Raw genomic sequence first — 25,955 nt, forward strand, 5'->3', positions numbered from 1 at the left:
ACGTATCCAAAATATTACTAAAGATTATTTCAGTATGGGCTCTACTTTGGCCGCTTTTAGTTTTTTCACAATATCGCCGCCTACCAAACGGCCCTGTTTATTGCCGTTTTCTATAGCATCATTGAAGTGTATGCCACCATAAAATCTCGAAATAGAGGCTTCCTCTGCGGCCTGTATAAACGATTTGAATTTGCGCGGGCCTACGCCGTATGGTATCTCCGAATCATCGGTATATGCAAAGTGATCGCCAAGTAAGTAGGAGAGCACCGTTGCCGAAGCATTGGACAGCACCGCATGCCCGCTCGGGTATTCCGGGAAGGGCGGGGTTTGTAAAAGTGGGGTCCATTTATTGTCTATGTAACGCACAATATACGTTTCGGGGCGTATGCCGTTGCTGCGGTATTTCTCGTCCCAGCAGCTAATGAAGGCATCCATCAGGGCAACACCTTCCAGCGTAAGCACCTGTACCGCCTTATCAAAACTCAGGTTGGCTTTTTTAACAGCTATGCCGGCAATATTCATCCAGTGCCCGCCCGGGCTTATTTTTTTGAAACCGATCATCATGTGGCCCGATGTGGTTACGGCAAAGGGGTTGCAATCCCAAAACGAGGCGATGGTTATCTGCTCGCTGGAGGCGTGTTGCGATATCTTATAAACCGCATAAGCCTCTTTATAAAATTCGCTGGTAGTATCGGTACTAAAAGGTGCCGGGCGCACAGGGACAAATTGCTGTGCCGAATCTATCATCATAGGGCGCACGGTTTTCCAGTTAGGCTCTACAGCTTCCATATACATGGGTGGGGTAGGGTACCAGTTTTTAACACCTTTTAGGGGCGTATAACGTAGTTTACCGCTCAGGCGGTTGTAATTGTCGCCACGGCTGTAGGCCAATATCTTTTTGGTCATTTCCTCGGCAACTTTTACCGATGCCTTGATGGTTTCTTCGCTGATGTTGTTTTTCTTCAACAGTTCGATGTATTTGTCCTCATCATCCTGCAGCATATAGCCCGATGGCAGCATCATTTTGCCGCTTTCGAGTATGCAGTACATCGATGCAATTTTGTAGTCATACTGGCCGGGTTTCAGGCTTAGGGTGTTATCCTGGTCGTAACTTTTGATGAAGTTGCCAAGCGGAACCATTTCTTTATTATGAAGTGTGGCCAGGTTATATGGCCCCATCATAAAGTAGGCGTAATAGCGCGATGCAGCGGGCGGGTTAACCACATCGTGTATCATTACAGCCGAAACCGAATTAATGGCCTTATCCAGCTGCAGGTATTCGGGTGCGGTTGCTTGCTGTGCAATTGTACACTTTCCAAGGGTTATAAAAGCAAGCAATAGTTGTATCTTCCTGATCATTAGTTTTCGCGGTAAAATTGTAAGGGTTGGTTGCTTATGCCCAACATTAAATAGGCGCTGCCATTTATTTTTATTTCTGCTGCCGATTTTACATCACCATTCACACATAGGCCCGATACAGGTTGCGTTTGATAGGTAAAACCACCTTTGCCATCGCCCAGCAGTAAACAGCCGTAATTGGCATCAAAACTGCCCAGTTTAAGGCGGTTATCGCTGTGGTTACCCAGCAGCAGCAAGTCGGGTTTACCGTCGTGGTTGTAATCGCCGGTTAGTATTTGTGCTACCGAGGAAAACTGCGCCTGAATAGGCAACTCGCTTTTTACAAACTTGCCGCCACGGTTTAAAAACAGGGTAGTTTCGGTAGTGTTGGCAAACAGGCGGGTAGCTTTTGCCAATTCCTCGGGTGTAAACACCTGTTTCATGGTAGCATCGCAATAATCTTTGTACGATTTGAATTTGCGGCGCATCGGGAATATCTGGTCGTTTAGTTCATCGCGGCTTACAAAGGGATAACTTATGCCTTGTATGTAAAAGTTTAGAAAAGGGTCTATCGAGCCATTGTTGTCGAAATCGGCAAAAAACATTTCGGCGGGTTCGGCGCTGTTGGCATGTATTTGGGTATTGTTGCCCAGGTTGCCGGCAATAATATCGGGTTTGCCGTCGCCATCTACATCGGTTATTAAAACGCTGCTCCAAAAGCCATTTACGTTATTTCCCAAATAATCGGCGGTTTTATCTTCAAAGCCCGTTTTTGTATTGATGTAAACCGAAAGTGGCACCAATTCGCCGCATAGCACTAAATCTTTGCGGCCATTGCCGTTCAGGTCGACCCATTGGGCATCGGTAATCATACCGGCTTTGTTAAAGGCGGCGGGGATGGTGGTAAAAGTGCCATCACCATTATTTTCCAACAAATAGCTGCGAGGCGCAACAGGGTATTGCCCGGGGATAATGCGCCCGCCAATGAAGAGGTCGATCTTACCATCGTTATTATAGTCGCAGGGGCGCACGCAGCTTTTGGCGCTGGCCGTGGTTACCGGCAGGGCGGTGCTATTGTAGTTGAAGTTTCCCTTGCCGTCGTTCAGGTAAAGTTTGTCCTGTAATTGCGAAGTGCCTGGTTCCAGAAGGGCGTAGCCGCCTTTGGCTACGTACAGGTCGGGGTAGCCATCGCCATTGGCATCAAAAAATACAGCAGCCGAAGTGTTTTCTGCATTGGCATCGGCAATATCTTTTGCTTCCCAGCCGCCCGCTTTGGTTTGCAGGTAAAGTTTGCTGGTGTTGGCCTCGCCGCTTATAAAAATATCTTCCAGCCCGTCTTTATTCACATCGGCCTTGGCCACTACAGGGGCGGTTTTAGATGCCATAAACAACATCAGCGGCTGGCGCTTAAAATCGTTTATACTGTTTTCGGCATTGGTATAGTCTACCGGGGCTTTTACAGTGCTGAATAATTGCTTTGGTACTGACGCTGCGGTCGCATTATCCTTCGCATCGTTTATGTTCAAATTAAGCCTTTGGTTGGCTTTAACATTAGTAAGTAACTGTGTTTTGCCGCCGGGCCATATCACTTTTACCGAATCGGCTACTGTCGCATCGCCCAGACCGAAATTGAGTACGGTAGATACGCAGGCTAAATACCCCCTGTTAGGGTTAAGTTCCTGGTATTGCTCGACCTTGTTAGCATACACGTATACTTTGGCACCTGTTGCTGCAGATTTACCAGCCTGCATGGTTAGATCAAATGCCAGGTAATTACTGTTGGCAGCTTCGCGGCTGGTGTTTTTAAAAATGGAGGCAACGTTGTTAATGTTGTTGGTAATGATATCCAGGTCGCCGTCGTTATCCAAATCAGCGTAAGCTGCGCCGCTGGAGATACCCGGATTGTTGATGCCCCAGTCCTGCTTTTTATCGCTAAAGGTGAGGTTGCGGTTGTTTTTGAAAATATAGTTGGATAGGGTGGTAGATGGCATGGCTTGCACCAAATCCATCAGTAGGGTGGGCTCCTTTTCCATCGCCTTCTTTATCTTATAATCGCCCCAATAGCGCAGGAAATCTTTATTGGTATAATCGCGCAGATAACCGTTAGATATAAAGATATCCTTATAGCCGTCGTTATCAAAATCAGCTATCAGCGGGCACCAGCTCCAGTCGGTGTTAGATACGCCCGCCAGCTGGCCTATTTCGCTGAAAGTGCCGTCGCCGTTGTTTAGCTGTAGCATATTGCGCATGTACTGCTTATATAGGCCCTGGTTCACCATCAGCTCGAACGATTCGTAGTTCTCCTGCAGTTGCAACAGCTTTTGGCGGCGGTTATCGGGCGGAAGCATATCCAGCGTGATAATGTCGGGCAGCCCGTCGTTATTCAGGTCGGCAATATCAACGCCCATCGAAAATTGCGACATGTGCTTCAGCATTTTTTGCGATTGCTCGCTAAAGGTACCGTCGCCTTTGTTGATGTATATATAGTCGGGTTCGTTGTAGTCGTTGGTTACATAAATATCGGGCAGGCCGTCTTTATTGATATCGGCAATGGCCATGCCCAGCCCAAAGGTGAGCGGATTTTGAATGATGCCTGCCTTTGTGCTTACATCTTCAAAACGGCCTCCCTTGTTTTCAAACAGGCGGTTGCTGGCCAAAGCATCTACCTGGTTTTTGGCTTGCGAGAGTTCAATATTGTTTATTTTTTTAACGTTATGGTTCAGCAGGAACATATCCAGCTTACCATCATTATTATAGTCGAAAAATGCGGCCTGGGTGCTGTAGCCCGGGTCGTCGAGCCCGTACTCTTTAGCTTTCTCCGCAAATTTGTTTTTTCCTTTGTTAATGAAGAGCTGGTTGCGGCGAACATCGTTATCGCCCAGCCCCGAGTAGCATACGTATATGTCTAATAAGCCATCGCCGTTTACATCGGCCATGGTGGCACCGGTTTTCCACGAGCCTGAGCGGCCCGAAAGGCCCGGAGTTTCGCCGGTAATGTCTTTAAATTTTAAACCGCCCTGGTTCAGGTACAGTTTGTTTTGGCCCATATTGCCGGTGAAGAAAAGGTCGGGCAGGCCATCGTTATTAATATCGCCAACGGCAACACTGCCGCCGTTGTACAGGTATTCGTAAGAGAGTACGTTTAGTTTTTCGTCTTCCTTAAGGTCGTTACGGAAGGTGATGCCTGTTTGTGTAGCGGGTAACAGGTTAAACAGCGTTTGCTGGGCCAACACGCGCTGCTGAAGGGCGGGCATGGCCAATGCGGTAAAAATTATACACGCACGTTTTTTGATATTACCGGGGAAACAGTAAGGCATTTATCAACGGGTTAATTTACTTAATTAAGGAGATATAAAAATAGCGAAAGCTACGGAAAGATAGGCGTTTAAATTCTACTTTAAACAAAAAACCAAGGCTGCTATGGCAGCCTTGGTTTTTATGAGTTGGTGTTTACTATTTATCCCAGTAAACCCTTGCGCTGAATACGTCGCCACCCGATAAAAGGGCAACTGCCGCAGCGTAGTTGGTTGGGTTGGTTGATGGTAAACCCAGTGGGTATGGAATCCTGCGTGGGATAGTTGTTGAAAACTGGCTTGGATAGCTTACAGCAGTAATTGCAGGGAAACCCGACCTTCTCCAGTTAGCCCAAGCTTCGTTGAAGTTGAACGTAGTTGAAGTTAATACAAAGTACTCCATGTTTATTTGCTGTAATGCAGTAGCAGCTACCAATGGGTGAGTAGCAACATAAGCAGTAATGCTTGCAGTTGGTACAGTACCCGCAGCGTTAAACTGTGCAATAGTTGCCATATCTGCAGCTAAAGCGTTTGCGTAGTGGGTAGCGGCGTTACCGGTGTTCCAGCCGCGGGTAGCAGCCTCAGCCAATAACAGTTCGCTTTCGCCGTAAGTCATCAGCATGTTAATGCGGTTACGGTCGTCGTACACGGCAAAGCGTGGGCGCGAGTATTTACCAACAGGTGCAGCAACGTCACCACTAACAGCTGGGTCAGCAGGCGAAGCACCAGGGTAACCCGGAGCGTGCGATACATCCTGGGCACCACCTTTAAGGTCGTAACCGTTTGGTAAACCAACTTGTAAAGCAGCGGTGTTATCGCCTGCAGCGTAAACTTCGCTGGCAGCTTTACCCTGGCCTGCAGCAATCTCGGCCACAGCGCTGATGCGTGGGTCGGCAGTTGATTGCATGTAGCTGATCAGGGTGTTAGACCAACGTACCTCGCGGAAGTCGTCTTTTACCAAAATAGCATTTACGTCGCTGTTGCTGTTACCGTTAGTCTCGTCGGCTTTAACTTTAGCGTTATCGTCAATAGAAGCCATGGTACCACCGGCGTAAGCTTTCTCTGCATATTTCTGTGCAGTAGCAGCATCGGCTTTAGTTAAGCGCATAGCTGCACGCAGCATTAACGAGTAACCTAGTTTTTTCCATTGAGCAATGTTACCACCGTAGAACAGGTCTGATGATGGTTTGTCTTTAGCTGCATCCAAAGCTGCGGTTGCAGTTTCTAACTGAGCCAGCATAGAAGTATATATGCTTTGCTGAGTATCAAACTTTGGTGTAACAATACCTGCTTTTGCCTGGCCGGCTTCCGAGAAAGGAGCATCGCCGTAAGCATCGGTAACACGTTGCAATATCATCATACGCATAATGGTACCAACAGCATCAAGGTTAGCGTATTCAGCTTTACCTTTAATCAGGTTTTTCATCTCATCTACCAAAGTAGAAGCGCCATAGCTGGTGTTCCAGGTACGCTCAAAATAGCTACGTCCGCTACCGGCGTAAACATATTTATCACCGTTACCATAGTAATCATAAGTAGAGGCTAAACCCTGTACCCACATACTTTGGAAAAGCAATTGGTCGTAACCGCTGTTAGAGAATTTTATTTGCGACTGAGCTAATAAAAAGTTGGGAGGAAAAACTTCCGCGTTAACCTTAGTAGGGTTGGTGTTAATCGCATCAAAGTCTTTAGTACAACCCGCTATAAAGGTGGCACCCGCAAGCAGGTAACCATATATAAGTCGTTTTTTCATCTTTGTTATTTTTTAAATTTAAAGTTAACATTTAACCCGTAAGTTCTAACAGCAGGAACGCTGGTACCTTCTATACCGGCATAGTTAATGCCAGGAGCGAAGTTCGATTCAGGATCGATGTTGTCCGAACGTTTCATGATAGTCCACAGGTTACGGCCTACTAATGATACAGTGATCGAGTTGAACGGTGTGTTAGCTAAAGTTGTTTTTGGCAACGAGTAACCTAAAGTTACCTGGCGCAGTTTAATAAAGCTACCATCCAATACGTTCACGGCAGAAATGTTACGTGCTACAGCCTGGTAGTAATCCTGAGCAGGTACGTTAACAGTGTTTGGCGTACCGGTTTCAGTAACACCCTGGCCAACAACGCCACCTTCACGGCCAACCAAAGTCATTTTGTTTAAACCACGGAAGATGCTGTAGTAGCTGGTTGCAGATAATACTTTGTTACCATAACGGTAGTCGATCAGGAACGAAAGGTTGAAGTTTTTGTAGATGAAATCGTTGCTGAAACCACCATAGAATTTAGGTACAACGCTACCCATAGCTACACGGCCTGTAGCTTTTGGAAGGCCCGCTGCATCAAAAATGATGTTGCCGTTAGCATCGCGCAGGTAGTCGTTAGCCAAAATTTGAGGGCCTGCCATGCCTGCAACAAACGCTGTAGTTGCGTTAAGCGGGCGGTAAGTACCTAAGCCTAAGTTTTGGTTAGTAGCATCAGTTGATAATACTTTGTTGTTTACGTAAGTAAAGTTGAACGAAGTATTCCAGCTAAAGCCGTTCATTCTTACCGGAGTGCCGCGCAACTCAACCTCTAAACCTTTATTTTGGGTTGATGCGGTTGGGATGAAATAGCTGGTGTAACCGGTTGACCAATCTAACGAGCCTGTTACGATCTCATTTTTGGTTTTCCTTTTGAAGTAAGTAACATCAACACCTAAACGATCGCCGAAGAATTTCAACGAAGTACCGATCTCAAACTCGCTCAGGGTGTATGGTTTCAGGAACAAGTTTGGCAGCGAGCTGTCAAAGCTACCTGCAGGGGTGCCATTGATAGAGTTAGCAACGTTGTAATAAACGCTGTTAGTATATGGGCTTGGGGCACCACTGGTGTTAGCGTAAGAAACTCTTAATTTACCAAAATCTAAACCGTTGATGTGGGTAAGTTCAGAGAAGATGAAGCTACCTGATACCGAAGGCGTGAATATACCACGGCCAACCGAGCCACTGATAGCTGAGTAAGCATCGTAACGGCCGCTGGTACCTAATACTAAGTAATCTTTAATGGCGAAATCAGCAGTATAGTAAGCCGAGTTAACCTGTTGTTTCTGGATACCCTGGTTACCGCTATCCCTTGTTTTACCGTTAGAAAGATCGTAGAAGTAAGGGATGATGAATTGGTTAGCATTGATGTAAGTACCTGATGCATCGCTTTTGCGGATGTTACCACCCACCGAAAGGTCGAGGTTCAGGAAGTCTTTCACGATGTCGTGTTTAGCACCGATCAACACGTCAGAGTTCAACTCAGTAATTTGAGTAGTTTGAGTGCTCATGCTACCGTTGTTACCTGCGTAAGCAGTACCGGTTGGGGTGATACCCAAACGGCCATCATGAATTTTATCGTAACCAACACGGCCTTGTATGTAAGCCCATGAAGTTAACGCATATTTAGCAGTGATAGATGATATTAAACGCTCCCTGGTAGTGTTGGTTACAAAGTTGTAAGCAGCAAAGTAAGGGTTGGTTACATAAATATCGTTGGTGAAAGATTGCTCCATGCCGTTTGCCTGGGTGCCCGGCGCAAGAATGCTTTGCGACTCGTTTGGTGCCAGGAACTGCACGTTGTTAGGGTTACCCGGGCCATCGCTCAAACCAGAACGGTTTTTAGCTTTATCTAAAATGTAGTTGGCAATCAGGGTAATGTCTAAATTCTTAGCTACGGTTTGAGTACCGTTGAAGTTGAACGTTTTACGGTTAAGGCCGCTGTTTGGCGTAATGGCATGGTTATTCATGTCAGAAGCCGATAAACGGAACGCGCCGGTTTCGTTACCGCCGGTTAATGAAACTGTATTAGTAAAAGTTTTACCTGTTTTGTAGAATTTAGTGTAATCGTCGCTGGTTTTTGAGTAAGCGTAGCTTTTGCCGTCAAACTGTATAACCTGCGAACCGTCAAGTTTAGCACCCCATGCAAGGTTACCCGAGCTTAAAGCACCTGCAGCGTTAGCAGGCTTAACACCTTTTTCGCCCTGGCCATATTGGTCTTGGAAATCAGTGTTATCATAAACCTGGTCTAACTGGTAGTTGCTGTTGTACTCAACACCAAAGCCCGAGTTTTTTTTGCCCGATTTGGTGGTGATCAAAATAACACCGCCTGTAGCGCGTGTACCGTACAATGCCGAAGCCGATTGGCCTTTCAGTACAGTCATGGTCTCGATATCATCAGGGTTGATGTTGCTGATACCGTCACCGTAGTCGGCACCACCCCACTCGCCTGATTGGCCACGCTGGGTGTTATCCATTGGTACGCCGTTGATAACGAACAATGGGCCTTGTGTAGAGCTGGTGCTTGTAACACCACGTAATAATATACGGGCAGATGAACCGGCGCCACCGTTAGTACCGGCAACACTTAAACCGGCCACACGGCCTTGTAAAGAGTAAGCAACGTTGGTTTCTTTAGCAGTAGCCAATGCTTCACCTTTTACGGTGGTTACCGAGTAACCTAATTTTTTCTCGTCTTTTTTAATACCCAACGCTGTTACTACAACTTCCTGTAGTTTGGTGCTGGCTACCATGGTTACCCTTAGGGCTTTACCGGTAAATACAACTTCTTGTGTTTTGAAGCCCACGTAGCTGAACACTAAAGTTGAGTTTACAGCAGCATCAAGGGTAAATTTACCGCTTGCATCGGTTTGTGTACCTGTGCCTGTGCCTTTAAGAGCAACGCTAACGCCAATAAGCGCTTCGCCGTTCTCATCGGTAACAACACCGGTAGCCGGAACAAATTTGCTGTTTGTTACTTTAATGGTAGTAACATTAAAAGGGGCTGCTACAGCCGGAAGCTGCATACCTGCCATTACTGCGAATGCCAGGGCAACTTTACATACCGGAAGCGCGTTTTGCAACCGGTATCTGTTTTTTACACCCATTGGATGTTTAAAAAATTCCATATTTAATTAATTAGTTAAAGAGGGGTTAATATCAACAGGCCACAGTGTATGGCATGTTGTTTAAACAGTTTTAGTTTTGGTTAAGCGGTAGTTCCACCAGGTAACTATGCTCAAGTAGTATGGGTGAGTATTTTTTTCTTACATAGGCAAGCTCTTTTTATTTGTTTAATTATAGTTTTTAGGGCCTCTTGATCGCCGTTTATTGGTTCCGCACTACGCGGCGTGTGTTGTAATGACAATTAAAAAATTAACATTGCCTACACGATTTATAAATAATTTAAAATTTTTATCAGAAACAAGTAAGTGTTAATAATACACTATGCTCTTGATAGTAAATTCGTTAATAAAAAATACACAGGTAGAAGCACGCCGCAATGAAATGCGGTAGTTAACACAGGGATATTAATCCCATTAAACTTATAGGTTGGTTACCGGGTGAGAAGGCCGGCGAAAAAAGCAGCAGCCATTATTAAAATTGGCGCATGCATTACGGTTGATCGGGTACGTTTTTGGTCAGGGTTCAGCACGTTGCTTAGTTTTTTTAAGGCCCTGAATAATTGCGTTTGTACGGTACGCGGCGAAATATCAAGCACTTCGCCAACTTCTTTGTATTTCATGCCGTCTTCCTTTATCAGGCGGAAGATGATGCGGCACTGTTGCGGCAAAGCACTAATGGCTTTATCCAGCTTAAACACCAATTCTTTTTTTTCCAGCTCTTTTTGCGGGTTGTAGGTATTTACCAGTTTAAACTCGTCGGTATCTTCTATCTGCACCAGGTGTATGTTCGAGTACTTTTTAATGTAGTTGAGCGACTGATTTTTTACCGCTATATATAAATAGGTGGCCGGGTTGTTTATGCCGCAAAGCTTTTGGCGGTTTTGCCAGCACTTAACAAACAGTTCGGATACAATATCTTCGGCAACTTCGTTTTGGCGTACGTATAAAACACAAAATTTGATGAGCGGCTTGTTTAAAGCATAGAACAATTGTTCAAATGCTTTCGCATCATCGTTGTTACATACGAGGTTCCAAAGTTCGGCGATATTTGCACTTTTGTTCTTCACCATTCTAATAGTTTTTAAGCCTTAGGAAACTTAACATCAGCGTAACAATTATAGTACATTAAATACAAAAAATCAACAACTTTGATGATTTTTTAAAAATTTTTAAAAAGATTTAAAACTTAGTGTAGCTTTTACAGTAAGAAAATCCGCTATAAGACTACAAAATACAACATATTGTATATAAAACACTAAGCTTGGGTGTAAAAACTACAATAAGTGGGCTTTTTTATTGAAAATAATGCAGTAAAACTGGTTGTAAAATATAAAAAAGCGCGTTTTGTAGGCAAATCCGTCCGGAAATGTGTCGATAGGATACATAATGCCCCGTTATTAATAAGTAAACAGATGATGAAAAAGATTTCCGCTTTGTTTTTAATGCTAGTGAACGCCACCGTATTGTTGGCCCAGCAGCACAATATGTCTAAAACCTACCAGCCACCAACCGACCCGTTGGTGCAGCAAAAATTACATAACTGGCAGGACCTGAAGTTTGGCCTGTTTATGCACTGGGGTACTTATAGCCAGTGGGGCGTGGTAGAAAGCTGGAGCATTTGCCCCGAAGATGAAGGCTGGACACAACGCAAAGGTCCATACGGCGCCACCTATAATGGTTATGTAAAAGCATACGAAAATCTGCAAACCACTTTTAACCCAACAAAGTTTAACCCTGAGAAATGGGTAGCTGCAGCAAAAAGCGCAGGGATGAAGTATGTGGTATTTACTACCAAACACCACGATGGTTTCAGCATGTTTGATACCAAGCAGACCGATTATAAAATAACATCGGCAAAAACACCTTTTTCGAGCAACCCTCGCAGCAACGTTACCAAAGAGATATTTAATGCTTTCCGTAAAGAGAATTTCCTGATAGGCGCGTACTTCTCTAAGCCCGACTGGCATTCTGAAGACTACTGGTGGCCATACTTCCCGCCGAAAGACCGCAACGTGAATTACGACCCGGCCATGCACCCTGAGAAATGGCAGAAGTTTAAAGACTTTACCTATAACCAAATTGGCGAATTGATGACCGACTATGGCAAGGTTGATATCCTTTGGCTGGATGGCGGCTGGGTACGCCCGAAAAACACTATTGATACAACGGTTGATTGGCAAAAAGGCATCAAATTTAACCAGGATATTGATATGGCTAAGATAGTAGGCATGGCACGCACCAAGCAGCCGGGCCTTATCGTAGTTGACCGTACTGTTACCGGTGAGTTTGAAAACTACACAACCCCTGAGCAGGAAGTACCCGCAGCACCGCTGGACCATCCGTGGGAAACCTGCATCACCATGGGTGATTCGTGGAGCTACGTGCCTAACGACCATTACAAATCGGCAAGCCAGATTGTACAACTGTTAGTAAAAGTAGTATCGCGCGGGGGGAACCTGTTATTAAATATAGGCCCCGGCCCCGATGGTGATTGGGACCCTGTTGCTTACTCGCGCCTTAAAGAGGTGAGTGCATGGATGGGTATCAACGGCGAGGGTATTTATGGCTCAACTTCGGTAGCGCCATATTCTTCCGGTAATATATATTATACTAAAGCCAAAAACGCTAACGCGATATATGCCTTTGTTTTAGCAGATAAAGATGGCTTGAAGCTGGACAAAACCGTAGCCCTAAAGGTTAACAACATTAAAGCCGTTAAAAAGGTAACCATGCTGGGTGCCAAACAAAGCCTGAAATATAAACTAACAGGCGACGACCTGGTGGTGACCATCCCGACTGCCATCCAAGCTAACCCCGGCCAACTGGCAGCAACTTTAAAAATAACGTACTAATTATTTCTATCAGATGAAATTATATAAAGCGGCGGCTTTAATTTGTTCTTTAACGGTTATAGGGTTCGGCAGTGCATCGGCGCAACAAGCCGATGCACGTTACCCAATTATTCCGTACCCAACCCAACTGGTGCCGGCTACGGGTAGTTTTACCGTAACGCCGGCCACTAAAATTGTAGCATCGGCAGCGTTTAAAAACGAGGCGGGGATGCTAAACCAGCTGCTGGCGAATAGCCTTGGTAAGAAACTGTTGCAAACTACAGCTGCTGCTGGTAAAACTATCAGCCTGAAATATGATGCAAGTGTTACCGCCGAAGAAGGCTATAAGCTAAGTATTACTCCTGCGCAGGTTGTAATAGCTGCCAAAACCAGCAAGGGCATGTTTATGGGCGTGCAAACGCTTAGGCAACTGCTACCTGCTACTGCCGAGCGCAGCAGACTAAAAACTATGGCAAGCCTTAGCCTGCCTGCAGTAGCTATAAATGATGCACCGGTTTATGCTTACCGCGGTATGCATTTGGATGTATCGAGGCATTTCTTCTCCATACAATACCTGCACAAATTTGTCGACCTGCTGGCGCTTTACAAATTCAATAAATTCCACCTGCACTTAACGGACGACCAGGGCTGGCGTGTGGAGATAAAGAAATACCCTAAGTTAACCCAAAACGGCGCATGGCGTACCTTTAATAACCAGGATAGCGCCTGCATGAAAAAGGCGGCAGATAATCCCGATTTTGAGATAGACAAGTCGCACATTATTACCCGGAACGGCAAAACCCTTTACGGCGGTTTTTACACCCCGGCACAATTGAAAGGGCTGGTGGCTTATGCTTCTGCCCGTAAGATTGATATCATCCCCGAAATTGATATGCCGGGCCACATGATGGCAGCCATAAACGAGTACCCGGAGCTGCTAAGCTGCGATGGCGGCAAAAGTGCTTTTGGCGAATTGTTTACCAAGCCTATTTGCCCTTGCCAGCCGTCAACCTTCAAATTTGCGCAGGATGTTTACAGCGAGATAATGGATATCTTCCCGTCCAAATTCATCCATATTGGTGGCGACGAGGTAGACCGTTCATCGTGGGCTAAATCCGAAGAGTGTAAAGAGTTGATGAAAAAGGAAGGCCTGAAGAATACGGCCGAGCTGCAAAGCTATTTCATTAACAATATGGAGAAATTCTTCATCTCTAAAGGGCGTAAGCTGATTGGCTGGGACGAAGTGCTGGAAGGCGGCGTAACCAAAACCGCTTATATTATGTACTGGCGAAGCTGGGTGCCCAAAGCGCCAATAGAAGCCGCCAAACTGGGTAACAAAGTTATCATGACGCCGGGCAACCCGCTTTATTTTGATACCCCACCCGATAAAAATTCAGTGCCTAATGTTTATAATTTCCAAATTATTCCCAACGGTTTGACTGCCGAAGAAGGTAAGAACATCATTGGTGCGCAGGCTAATATCTGGTCGGAATACATCCCTACAGAAAATCGCGCCGATTACATGTTCATGCCTCGTATGACAGCCCTCGCCGAAGTGCTATGGACGCATAAGCAGGATTATCCATCGTATCAGCAACGCTTAATGGCGCAATACAGTAGGTTGGATGTGCTAAAGGTACACTACCGTTTGCCCGACCTGGGCGGCTTCCTCTCGTCGAACGTGTTCACCGACGAAACTAAACTGGATATCCAAAAGCCATTACCGGGGCTTACCATTCGGTACACCACCAATGGCACGCTGCCAACTGCTGCCTCAACGGTGTTGGATAAGGTTTTGCCTATCACCACATCGCAACGTATACGCCTGGCGGCATTTAAAGCCGATGGCAGCATGGGCGATGTGTACGACCTGCAATACCAAAAACAAACATTGGCCGAGCCGGTAAACACCTTTCAGCTGAAAGACGGGCTCGCTTGCACCGAGTACAAACAGCTCTATAAAAACACATCGCTGTTGCCAACAGGTAAACCCGATACTTCTTTTGTGGTACAAAGCATTGCCGTGCCAAAGGAAGCCGAGGCTCCAAGTTTCGCTATTAAATTCCGCGGTTATTTTGATATCCCTGCCGATGGTATTTACAGCTTTTACCTTACCTGCGATGACGGCGGCACCCTGAAGATAGCCGACCGAATGGTAGTTGATAATGATGGGCTACATGCCGCTATAGAGAAGAATGGTCAGGTTGCCCTCAGGAAAGGCTTACAACCGGTAGCCTTAGATTTTATTGAAGGCGGCGGCGGTTATGCCCTTAAATTAAAATACAGTGTTAACGGCTCCGAGCCACAAGATATCCCATCGGCATGGTTGAAACATTAAACGCCGGACTGAAGAAGCTTTCCGTGTTGTGCGTAGCTACCGGCTTCGCTATTAATTCATTTGCGCAGGCACCACCCAAGCCCTATGGCGCATTGCCCAATAAAGCCCAGCTCAATTGGCACGAAATGGGGATGTATTGCATTATCCACTTCGGGGTAGATACTTATACCAATAAAGAATGGGGCTACGGCGATGAGGACCCCGCTATAGTGAACCCTACCAAATTCGACGCCATGCAAATTGTTGGCGCGGCAAAGGCGGGCGGTTTTAAAGGCGTGGTAATAGTAGCCAAACACCACGATGGGCTTGCTATTTGGCCCACCAAAACTACCGAGCACAACATCACCAAAACAAGCTGGAAAAACGGCAAAGGCGATATGGTGAAAGAATACAAATTAGCCTGCCAGAAATTGGGTATGCAGTTGGGCTTATACTGCTCGCCTTGGGACAGGAATAACCCTTACTACGGCACGCCAAAGTATTTGGAGATATACCGCGCGCAGATAAAAGAATTGTACACCAATTACGGCCCGATTTTTATATCCTGGCACGATGGCGCCAACGGCGGCGACGGCTACTATGGCGGCAAACGCGAAGAACGCAAGATAGACCGCACCACCTACTACGATTGGGACAACACATGGGCCATGATACGTAAATGGCAACCCAACGCAGCTATCTTTGGCGATATTGGTGCCGATGTGCGTTGGGTGGGTAACGAGGAAGGAGAGGCCGGCAAAACAAGCTGGGCCACCTACGCGCCGCAGGCGCCCGATGCGGGTAAAAAGCCATCTAACGGTTACAGCAAATATTGGGAAGCTACCGAAGGTACGCGTAGCGGCAACTGGATGCCCGCAGAATGCGATGTGCCCCTGCGCCCGGGATGGTTTTACCATGCCTCGCAAAATGAGCAGGTAAAAACGCCTTACCAATTACTCGACCTGTATTACAAAAGCGTAGGCCGCGGTGCCGACCTGGACCTTGGCTTATCGCCAAACCGCGACGGCTTGCTGGATGATAATGATGTAGCATCGCTAAAGCAATTCGGCGCGTTGCTTAAACAAACCTTTGCTGTTAACCTGCTCAAAGGCGCAAGCTTTACGGCAAGCAACATTCGTGGTAACAGCAAAGCCAAATTCGGCCCCGCATTTTTAACAGATGCCGACAGGTACAGCTATTGGGCTACCGATGATGCGGTTAAAACCCCATCGCTGGTGGCAGATATGCACACTGCCAGAACGTTCAATGTTATCCGCCTGCGCGAGAATATTAAACTGGGCCAGCGCATTAACTCGATAGCGGTAGATGCTTATTTAAATGGCGAATGGAAGGAAATTGCCACAGCCACCAGCATTGGTGCCAACCGGCTAATCCGCCTGCCGCAAAATATAACGGCAAGCAAAGTAAGGCTGCGCGTAACCGGTGCCGAAGCTTGTGTTGCGTTAAGTGATTTCGGTTTATTTAAAGAGCCGGCCCACCTTACTGCACCAGGCATCAGCCGCGATAAAAAGGGAATGGTAACTATTGCTACCGATGCACCGGTGAGCAGCATCCGTTATACTACAGATGGTACTGCGCCAACCGCTTTATCACCTGTATATCAAAACTCTTTTGCACTGGCTAATGGCGGTACGGTTAAAGCCGTCAGCTTCGAGGGGAATAAAGCCAGCGAACTAAGCACCAAAGCATTTGGCCTATCAAAAGAAGGCTGGAAGGTATTGGCAACATCGGCACAGGCAGATACCAAGCCCGAATATGCTATTGATGAAGATGCAAATTCTAACTGGAACACCCTGCCGAAGGATAGCCTTGCCACGGCAGCATTCCCGCAGGAAATAGCCATTGATATGGGTGCGGAGCAAACTATAAAGTCCTTTACCTACTTGCCAAGGCAGGATAAGAAAACCGGCGGCATTGCCGATAGGTACATATTTTACACCAGTGCCGACGGGCAAACCTGGCAGCAGGTAGCCGTCGGAGAATTTTCTAACATACAGGCCAACCCCATTGAGCAAACCGTGCCTTTGGCCAAAGCGGTACAAGCCCGCTATTTTAAATTTTCGGTACTCCACGTAACCAAAGGGAATGGCCTTGCCGTTGCCGAATTGGGCGTTAATTAATTATTGATGAAAAAGTATTTCAAACCGTTCTTATTAGCTATAGCACTTTGCGGTGCAGCAGTAGGTGCATCGGGGCAGGCCAAAAAGAAAGCCGCCGCCGATTATACCTCTTTTGTTGACCCTTACATTGGCACCGCCCTGCACGGGCACGTATTTTTAGGCGCCAATGTACCTTTTGGCGCGGTGCAGTTAGGCCCAGTGAATATTAAAGTGACCGATTGGGATTGGTGCTCGGGCTATAACTATTCTGATAGCACCATTGCCGGTTTTGCGCATACCCACTTAAGCGGTACAGGTATTGGCGATTTGGGCGATATCCAGTTTATGCCAACCGTTGGCGATGTAAAAGTATTGAGCGGCAGCCTCGCCGGCGGGTACAATAGCGGTTACTATTCGCTGTTCAGCCATAAAGATGAGGTGGCCCAACCGGGTTACTATTCGGTAAAGCTGAAGCGCTACAATGTCAGCGTAAGGCTAACCGCCACCACAAGGGTAGGGCTGCACGAGTATACCTTCCCGAAAGCTAAAGATGCGCACATCGTTATCGACCTGCAAAAAGGTATCGGCTGGGATCACCCCGTGGAAACCTATATCAAACAGTTAAACGATACTACCGTAGTTGGCTACCGCTTGTCTTCGGGCTGGTCGGTTGACGACAGGATATATTTTGCAGCGGTGTTTTCTAAACGTATCAGCAATTTTGCGGTGTACGATAGTTTGGCGAAAGCTGCCGGTGCCGAATTGAAAGGCCGAAATGTAAAAGGCGTATTAAGCTTTGCTACCGCAGCAGGCGAAAAGGTGAAGATAAAAGTAGGCATATCGCCGGTAAGTACCGATAACGCCCTGCTGAATATTGCTGCAGAAGCCTGCACCTGGGACTTTGATAAGGTACGCGCCGATGCCAAAGCCCTTTGGAATAAAGAGCTGAGCCGTATTGCTATCAAGGCAACTCCTGCCCGCATGAAAACCTTTTATACCGCCATGTACCACACCATGATAGCGCCATCGGTTTACAACGATTTTAACGGCGACTATCTGGGTACCGATAAAAAGGTGCATAAAAAGGCGGGCTTCACTAATGTAACCACCATGTCGCTTTGGGATACTTACCGTGCCGAGAATCCCCTCATGACCATTATGCAGCCCGGGCACGTGAACGATATCATCAGTTCGATGCTGGCCATTTACCAGCAGCAAGGGCGCTTGCCCGTTTGGCCCTTAATGGGCAGCGAAACCGATTGTATGGTGGGTAACAGCGCCATCCCTGTTGTTGCCGATGCCTTCCTGAAAGGCTACAAAGGCTTCGACGGCGAACTGGCCTACGAAGCCGTAAAGACCACCGCCATGGGCAACGGCCGCGGCCTTAAGTATGTGAAAGAGCTGGGTTACATTCCTGCCAATACACAAACCGAAAGCGTGGCAACAGGTTTAGAATATGCTATTGACGACTGGTGCATAGCCCAAATGGCCAAAGCGCTGGGCAAGCAGGACGATTACGAATACTTCAGCAAGCGCGGTAAAAACTATACCAACTACTTCAATAAAGAAACCCACTTTATGCGTGGCTGCGTAGGCGAAAACGAATGGCGCACGCCATTCAGCCCCTTTGTATCGCGGCACATGAAAGACGATTTTACCGAGGGTAACCCATGGCAATACACCTGGCTGGTGCCGCAAGATGTGGAAGGGCTGATGCAACTATTAGGCGGCCGCGATGCCTTTGTTAAAAAACTCGATTCGCTGTTTGTTGCTGAAGGTGATGTGGGTAACGAAGCATCTAACGATATTACCGGTTTAATTGGCCAGTACGCCCATGGCAACGAACCAAGCCACCACATTACCTACATGTATGCCTACGCCGGCCAGCAATACAAAACTGCCGAAAAGGTGCGCTTTATACTGGATGAGTTTTACACCAACAAAAAAGACGGCATCATAGGCAACGAAGATGTGGGCCAAATGTCGGCCTGGTACGTGTTATCGGCAATGGGCTTTTACCCGGCTAACCCTGCTAACGGTGCCTACGTATTCGGCAGCCCCGTAATTAATGACGCCGTGCTGAAACTGGCAGGTAACAAATCGTTCCATATCACCGTGAAAAATAACATCGGTGCCAATAAATATATCCAAAGCATTATACTGAACGGCAAGCCATACGCCAAAAGCTACCTGAAACATGCTGATTTGGTGAAAGGCGGTAACATCGTTATCACCATGGGCAGCAAGGCATCGGCAACATTCGGCGTAGCGCCGGAGGCAAGGCCGAAATCGGTTTATTAACAAAATAATGTCATTTCGATGAGCAGCGGGGAGGGAAAGCGCGGGAGGGCGAAGAGAAATCTTGTTCAATATGCAAAGGCACAATGCAAAGCCACCATGTTAAGCGGTAATGCTAAGTCGAACAAGATTCCTCGTCGCTTCGCTTCCCTCGGAATGACAAAGTGATTCACAAAACCAAATCTTGCTATTATCCCTCAAACCCCTTAATATTGCCAACCCACCACGGTTGGCAATATTTGTTTAAATGAAGCAGCTTTTCCGTCACCGCAGGGTCTCCTGACAAGGGACCCTGCGGCACGGATGCCTTTAAGAAACGTAAATTACTATCGTTTGCATGATCGGCAAGCAACAATGGAATGCGTCGCAGAGCCCTTTTCAAGAGACCCTGCGGGGACAGTGAGTGTCTTATTTATGGCATACCGGATAATTGAATCTTAATTTTTTTTTATCTTTCTTTAAATAAATAACCATCTCTCCTTTTTTCTTAAAAATCGAATCGCCCAAGTTGGAAACCGACCAAATATCTTGATGCCGAGGCACACAATAACATAACGATCTAATCGTGTCATAATGGTTTTCTGATCGAATTATCATAGATCCGAAACAGCCAACGCCAGTCTGGTTTTTAATAATTATTTTCCCGTTATATTCGGCCTCACGATATTCGGAATCAATATCTACCAGGCAACCCTGTGTAGCAGCTATTATAGCCAAAACAAATATTACAGATAGTGTTTTTTTCATAGGCCTTTTAATAGATCAAATTTATATTTATTGACGTTAACTTTAACCGTCACCGCTTGGGTTCCTGATAAGGGGCCCTGCGGCACGTATGCAAAACCAAATCTTGCTATTATCCCTCAAACCCCTTAATATTGCCAACCCGCCACGGTTGGCAATATTTGTTTAAATGAAGCAGCTCACTTTTTACGATTATATCAAGATCGACGAATACTCGGCCACGCCGAAATATTTGCAGTTGACCAACTCCATCATCAACGCCCTCGAGGCGGGTAAGATAGCCAAGGATTTCCTGCTGCCTTCCATAAACGACCTCAGTGCCCGCTTCGAAGTATCGCGAGATACGGTGGAGAAATCGTATAAGCACCTTAAAAAAATTGGCGTCATCAATTCTGTGCCGGGGAAAGGCTACTATATATCCAATACCGATTTCCGCCAGAAGCTGAAGGTATTCCTGCTGTTCAACAAACTCAGTGCACACAAAAAGATCATCTTCGATGCCTTCTCGGCCGCTTTGGGCGAGGATGTGGCTATCGACCTGTATATCTACAATAACGATTTCAAGCTTTTCAAAAAATTGGTGAATACCAAACAGGAGGGTTACTCGCATTACGTTATAGCCCCGCACTTTTTGGAAGGCTTTGAGAACGCCCACGAGGTGATCAACACCATCCCGAAGGATAAACTCATCCTGCTTGATAAAAAGATACCCGGCATTACCGGCGAATACAGCGCGGCCTACGAGAATTTTGAAAAGGACATATACCACGCCCTGTGCCAGGCCCGCGAGCAGTTGAGCAAATACCACACGCTCAAACTTATCTTCCCGGCGCATAGTTATTTCCCCGTAGAGATATTAACCGGCTTCAAACGCTTTTGCCAGCAATACGCCTTCAACCACAAAGTGATCAGCGATATTGCCGCCGAACCTATAGGCGAGGGCGAGGTGTTCATAAACATGATGGAAGACGACCTGGTGATACTGCTGCAGCGCCTCATCGCTATGGAATTGAAAGTTGGCCAGGATGTAGGCGTAATATCCTACAACGAAACCCCCATCAAAAAAATACTCCTCAACGGCATCACCACCGTATCCACCGATTTTAAATTCATGGGCGAAGTTGCCGCCTCGCTGGTGCTCAGTAATGAAAAGAAGCACATCGAAGTGCCTTTTTATTATACCAGGAGAGCGTCGTTGTAGCTTTTTTACGATTCCCTCCCTCGGGAGGGGTGTGGCTGCCCCAAGCGCAAAGGCAGGGAGGGGTTTAGCCACAAAGTGTAACCGTATACAAAGCGTTAATTCAATGCGTCGAAACCCCTCCCTGCCACCACACCACCCATCACGCCCCTCCCCCGGGGAGGGAATAAGAATTTTTCCCTGACACATGACAGTCCATGACGGATGTTGTTCCCGTCATCCCTACATTAGCCCTACCATTTTATAAACCTAATTATACAGAGAATACATGGAGGTGATCTTCGGGGTAATATTCCATTTTGTTGGAGGATTCGCATCGGGCAGTTTTTACATCCCTTACAAAAAAGTAAAAGGCTGGGCCTGGGAAAGTTATTGGATAATAGGGGGCTTGTTCTCCTGGCTTATTGTGCCGCCGCTGGCAGCATGGTTAACCATTCCGCGTTTTAGCGAGATTATAAGCGCCACTAACGGCAGCATACTGTTGTTAACCTACTTTTTCGGCCTGCTGTGGGGCATAGGTGGGCTAACCTACGGCTTGGGCGTACGTTACTTAGGGGTATCGTTGGGTAGCACTATCATACTCGGGCTTTGTGCCGTGTTTGGCGCACTAATACCTTCGGTATACTACAATATAGTTCCGCAGGAAGGTAAGGATAGCTTTACCGATATAGCTACAAGCCACTGGGGGCAAATGGTACTGTTAGGCTTGGCTGTCTGCATCCTCGGGTTAATTATCTGCGGAAAAGCAGGTACCCTGAAAGAGAAAGAACTGGCGGCCGGCAAAGCCGATGTGGCTGATAATAAAGATTACCGCTTCGGGCTGGGGATAACGGTGGCCATTATATCGGGTGTCCTTAGCGCATGCTTCAACTTCGGTATAGAAGCAGGTAAAGTAATGGCTGATGAGGCTAACGCCGCGTGGCAGGCCTTGCACCCGGGGCAGGGTAATTTCCTGTACCAAAACAACGTGGTGTACATCATCATTCTTTGGGGCGGGTTAACAACCAACTTCATTTGGTGTATGATACTGAATGCCCGCAACAAAACCTTTGGTAACTATACCGATGGTAGTAAACCGTTGTTGAAGAACTACATCTTCTCGGCATTGGCGGGTACCACCTGGTTCTTGCAGTTCTTTTTTTACGGCATGGGCGAAAGCCGTTTGGGTAATGGCGCCAGCTCGTGGATATTGCACATGGCCTTCATTATCCTGATAGCCAACGTATGGGGGCTGGTACTTAACGAATGGAAAGGTGTGAGCAAAAAAGCGACTAACACGGTCATTGCAGGTATTGCCACCATCATATTATCTGTACTAATAGTGGGTTACGGTAACTCGCTGAAAACAAAAGCGGCGGAACAAAAAACGGTTTCGCAAAACATTAAATAACAACAATAAAAATCCAAAAGAATCAACAATAATAATTTAAAGGAATGTCTGCCAACACAACACAATTTAAGCATGTAAGCTATTTATGGGACGAAGCCAAAGCCGCCGAACTGGCCGGCGATGAGGTTGCCCTACTGATATACCGCTCTAACCTTTTAGGTGCCGACTTGCGCCTTACCAACTACGGCGGTGGTAACACCTCCTGCAAAGTGATAGATAAAGACCCTTTGACAGGTAAGGATGTAGAGGTAATGTGGATAAAAGGCTCGGGCGGCGATATTGGTACGCTTAAAAAGAGCGGCTTAGCTGCACTGTATGTAGACAGGTTACGCAGCTTAACCAATGTTTACCGCGGTATCGAATTTGAAGACGAAATGGTTGCCCTGTTCAACCACAGCATATTCGACCTTGATTCTAAAGCGCCTTCGATAGATACGCCGCTGCATGGTTTCCTGCCCTTTAAACATATCGACCACCTGCACCCCGATGCTGCTATTGCCATAGCTGCTGCAAAAGACGGCGAGCAAATAACCAAAGAATTATTCGGCGGTACTATTGGCTGGGTAGGTTGGCAGCGCCCGGGTTTCGACCTTGGTTTGCAACTGAAAGAATGTTTGGATAATAACCCGGGTATCCGTGGTATTATGCTGGGTTCGCATGGTTTGTTTACCTGGGGCGATACCGCTTACGAAAGCTACATCAACACCCTGGAGGTGATAGAAAAATGCGCCGAATACCTGGAGCAAAGCTATATCAAAAACGGCAGCGTTTTCGGCGGTGCCAAACTGGAGAGCCTGCCCGAAACCGACCGTAAAAAACAAGCGGTTGCTTTAGCACCTATACTGCGTGGCTTCTGCTCATCGGCTACCAAAATGATAGGCCACTTTACCGATGATGCCCGCGTGTTAGAATACATCAACTCTAACGACCTGGAGCGCCTTGCCCCAATGGGTACCAGCTGCCCCGACCACTTCCTAAGGACTAAAATTAGTCCGTTGGTATTGGAGTTGGGCGCAGGCGACGACCTGAGCGATGTGGATGCCATCAAAGCAAAACTTACTCCTGCTTTCGAGGCTTACCGCGCCATGTATACCGACTACTACAACACCTGCAAACACCCCAACAGCCCTGCCATACGCGATGCTAACCCGGTGGTGATACTGTACCCGGGCGTGGGTATGTTCACTTTTGCAAAAGATAAGCAAACCGCAAGGGTAGCTGCCGAGTTCTACATAAACGCTATCAACGTAATGAAGGGTGCCGAAGCAATATCGGAATACACCTCGCTGCCGCACCAGGAAGCTTTTGATATTGAGTACTGGTTGCTGGAAGAAGCAAAATTGCAGCGTATGCCAAAGCCAAAAGCGTTATCGGGCCGCGTAGCCTTAGTTACGGGCAGCGCAGGTGGCATTGGTAAAGCTATCGCGAAGAAATTTGCCGAAGAAGGCGCAGTAGTAGTGTTGAATGATATGAACGCCGAGCGTTTACAAGGTGCATACGATGAGTTTGTAAAGCAATTTGGTAAAGATGCGGTTACTACTGCCGTGTTGGATGTTACCAGCGAAACCGATATACAAGCTGCCGTAGCTACTGCTACATTAGCCTTCGGCGGGGTCGACCTTATTGTGAACAACGCGGGCCTATCCATCTCTAAAACCATAGCCGGCCACACCGAAAAAGATTGGGACCTGTTGTACGATGTATTGGTGAAAGGCCAGTTCTTTGTTACCCAGGCAGCTGTTGATGTAATGAAGAAACAAGCCATGGGTGGCGATATCATTAACATAGTGAGCAAAAACGCTTTGGTAAGCGGTCCTAACAATGCAGGTTACGGCAGTGCAAAAGCGGCGCAATTGCACCTGAGCAGGCTGAATGCGGCTGAGTTGGGTGCCGACCGTATCCGCGTGAACGTAGTTAACCCCGATGCTGTGATCAGCGATAGCAACATTTGGGCTGGCGGCTGGGCCGAAGGGCGCGCAAAAGCTTATGGCGTAACCGTTGAAGAATTGCCGGCTTACTACGCAAAACGTACCTTATTGAACGAGGTGATACTGCCCGTAGACATTGCTAACGCATGTTTTGCTATAACAGGTGGGCTGTTAAGCAAATCAACCGGTAACGTTATTAACGTGGATGGTGGCGTAGCGGCAGGTTTTGTACGCTAAGCTTTTATACAACAAAATATAAATAAAGGCCGGTTAACCGCCGGCCTTACCAAATTATAACCGATGCAAATTGAGAAACACAAAGTTGATGAACTAAACCATCAGCAAAGCAACACCCATAAACGCAATTTCGAATACGTAGCCGCCGATGTAGCCAACCTTGACGAAGTATTGGCAAAAGTTGGTGCCTTTAACGTAGCTATACCAAGCTGGGCATTAGGTACGGGTGGTACACGCTTCGGCCGCTTCTCGGGCGGTGGCGAGCCTCGCAGCCTCGAAGAAAAAATTGAAGATGTAGGCGTTATACAGGCGCTGAACAAGTCGAGTAATTCTATTTCATTGCACATCCCATGGGATATCCCCGAGAATGCTGCTTCGATGAATGCACTGGCCGCGCAACTGGGCCTTCACTTTGATGCTGTAAACTCCAACACCTTCCAGGACCAAAAGGACCAGAAGCTAAGCTACAAATTCGGCTCGTTGCACCATACCGATAAAGCGGTGCGCCAGCAGTCAGTTGAGCACAATATACAGGTTATCAAATACGGGCAGGAGTTGAACTCTAAGGCGCTGTCGGTTTGGTTGTCTGATGGTTCTAACTTCCCGGGGCAACTGAATTTCCGCAAGGCATTCCAAAACACGTTGGAAAGTTTAGAGGAAATTTACGCCGCTTTGCCTGATGATTGGAAAGTATGGGTAGAATACAAACCCTACGAGCCTAACTTTTACTCAACCACCATTGGCGATTGGGGCCAAAGCTACCTGCTGGCATCTAAATTAGGCCCGAAGGCAAGTACTTTGGTAGATCTGGGGCACCATTTGCAGGGTACCAACATCGAGCAAATAGTTTCGCTATTGCTGATGGAAGATAAGCTGGCGGGCTTCCACTTCAACGATTCTAAATACGGTGATGACGACCTTACCGTAGGCAGTATCAACCCTTACCAACTGTTCCTGATATTTAACGAATTGGTTGAAGGTATGGATGCCAAAGGCATTAACCACGCTACCGGCTTGGGCTGGATGATAGATGCATCGCACAACGTGAAAGACCCTATCGAGGATCTGCTGCAATCGGTACAGGCCATCAAGATAGCTTACACGCAAGCGTTGTTGGTTGATAAAGCTGCTTTAGTAGCTGCACAACAAAATAACGATGTAGTGCTGGCTCAAGAGATATTGCAGCAAGCCTATCGTACCGATGTTCGCGCACTGGTAGCCGAGGCAAGCCTGCGCAATGGCGGTGCCATAAACCCGGTTGATGCCTACCGCAAGTTAAAAGTGAGAGAGAATTTGATAAACGAACGCGGGCTGAACACCGTGGCCACAGGCCTTTAATAT

At 47.0% G+C, this 25,955-nt stretch carries 14 protein-coding genes; 8 read left to right on the plus strand and 6 right to left on the minus strand.

Features of this window, described 5'->3' with window-relative positions:
- Nucleotides 1-24: 24 nt before the first annotated feature.
- From BC343_RS26750 to BC343_RS26770, 5 genes are all read right to left on the minus strand, one after another.
- A complete protein-coding gene (locus tag BC343_RS26750) occupies nucleotides 25-1,359 on the minus strand; it encodes a vanadium-dependent haloperoxidase (RefSeq protein WP_143822369.1) in 1,335 nt (444 codons plus the stop codon).
- Complete coding sequence (locus BC343_RS26755) at nucleotides 1,359-4,655, minus strand: VCBS repeat-containing protein (protein WP_202909874.1); 3,297 nt, start codon at nucleotides 4,653-4,655, stop codon at nucleotides 1,359-1,361. The genes BC343_RS26750 and BC343_RS26755 overlap by 1 nt, the downstream gene beginning before the upstream one ends.
- 136 nt (nucleotides 4,656-4,791) lie before the next feature.
- Nucleotides 4,792-6,384 (minus strand): SusD/RagB family nutrient-binding outer membrane lipoprotein, encoded by a 1,593-nt coding sequence (locus BC343_RS26760; RefSeq protein WP_078350894.1) that lies wholly within the window; start codon nucleotides 6,382-6,384, stop codon nucleotides 4,792-4,794.
- 5 nt (nucleotides 6,385-6,389) lie between these two features.
- Nucleotides 6,390-9,554: a SusC/RagA family TonB-linked outer membrane protein gene (locus BC343_RS26765; RefSeq protein WP_143822370.1), complete on the minus strand. Its 3,165-nt coding sequence runs from the start codon at nucleotides 9,552-9,554 to the stop codon at nucleotides 6,390-6,392.
- Between the two features lie 428 nt (nucleotides 9,555-9,982).
- The gene (locus BC343_RS26770) at nucleotides 9,983-10,621 is read right to left on the minus strand and encodes an RNA polymerase sigma-70 factor (RefSeq protein WP_078350895.1); all 639 of its coding nucleotides are present in this window, start codon (nucleotides 10,619-10,621) and stop codon (nucleotides 9,983-9,985) included.
- 342 nt (nucleotides 10,622-10,963) lie between these two features.
- Between BC343_RS26770 and BC343_RS26775 the strand changes: the two genes are divergently transcribed.
- Genes BC343_RS26775 through BC343_RS26790 form a run of 4 tightly spaced genes read left to right on the plus strand, consistent with a single transcriptional unit; the run spans nucleotide 10,964 to nucleotide 19,120 of the window.
- Nucleotides 10,964-12,403, plus strand: coding sequence for an alpha-L-fucosidase (locus BC343_RS26775; protein WP_238381879.1), 1,440 nt, complete (start codon nucleotides 10,964-10,966; stop codon nucleotides 12,401-12,403).
- A gap of 13 nt (nucleotides 12,404-12,416) precedes the next feature.
- The gene (locus BC343_RS26780; protein WP_078350896.1) at nucleotides 12,417-14,720 is read left to right on the plus strand and encodes a family 20 glycosylhydrolase; all 2,304 of its coding nucleotides are present in this window, start codon (nucleotides 12,417-12,419) and stop codon (nucleotides 14,718-14,720) included.
- Nucleotides 14,705-16,840, plus strand: a complete 2,136-nt coding sequence (locus BC343_RS26785) for an alpha-L-fucosidase (RefSeq protein WP_143822371.1) — start codon at nucleotides 14,705-14,707, stop codon at nucleotides 16,838-16,840. Before BC343_RS26780 ends, BC343_RS26785 begins: the two co-directional genes overlap by 16 nt.
- Nucleotides 16,841-16,846: 6 nt before the next feature.
- Entirely contained in the window at nucleotides 16,847-19,120 is a 2,274-nt protein-coding gene (locus tag BC343_RS26790) for a GH92 family glycosyl hydrolase (protein ID WP_078350897.1), read from the plus strand.
- 405 nt (nucleotides 19,121-19,525) lie between these two features.
- On the opposite strand, the gene BC343_RS26795 is transcribed toward BC343_RS26790, so the two are convergent.
- Complete coding sequence (locus BC343_RS26795; RefSeq protein WP_078350898.1) at nucleotides 19,526-19,864, minus strand: hypothetical protein; 339 nt, start codon at nucleotides 19,862-19,864, stop codon at nucleotides 19,526-19,528.
- A 166-nt stretch (nucleotides 19,865-20,030) separates the two neighbouring features.
- Here BC343_RS26795 and BC343_RS26800 point away from each other — a divergent pair, with 166 nt between their 5' ends.
- From BC343_RS26800 to BC343_RS26815, 4 genes are all read left to right on the plus strand, one after another.
- Nucleotides 20,031-21,062, plus strand: coding sequence for a GntR family transcriptional regulator (locus tag BC343_RS26800; protein WP_078350899.1), 1,032 nt, complete (start codon nucleotides 20,031-20,033; stop codon nucleotides 21,060-21,062).
- A gap of 265 nt (nucleotides 21,063-21,327) precedes the next feature.
- Nucleotides 21,328-22,449 (plus strand): L-rhamnose/proton symporter RhaT, encoded by a 1,122-nt coding sequence (gene rhaT, locus BC343_RS26805; RefSeq protein ID WP_078350900.1) that lies wholly within the window; start codon nucleotides 21,328-21,330, stop codon nucleotides 22,447-22,449.
- 44 nt (nucleotides 22,450-22,493) lie between these two features.
- Nucleotides 22,494-24,614 carry a bifunctional aldolase/short-chain dehydrogenase gene (locus BC343_RS26810; RefSeq protein ID WP_078350901.1) on the plus strand — a complete coding sequence of 707 codons (2,121 nt, stop codon included), beginning with the start codon at nucleotides 22,494-22,496 and terminating at the stop codon, nucleotides 24,612-24,614.
- A gap of 63 nt (nucleotides 24,615-24,677) precedes the next feature.
- Nucleotides 24,678-25,952 (plus strand): TIM barrel protein, encoded by a 1,275-nt coding sequence (locus BC343_RS26815; protein WP_078350902.1) that lies wholly within the window; start codon nucleotides 24,678-24,680, stop codon nucleotides 25,950-25,952.
- Nucleotides 25,953-25,955: the final 3 nt, after the last annotated feature.

Origin of the sequence: Mucilaginibacter pedocola, from assembly GCF_002013915.1 — a bacterium.
Taxonomy (GTDB): Bacteria; Bacteroidota; Bacteroidia; order Sphingobacteriales; family Sphingobacteriaceae; genus Mucilaginibacter; species Mucilaginibacter pedocola.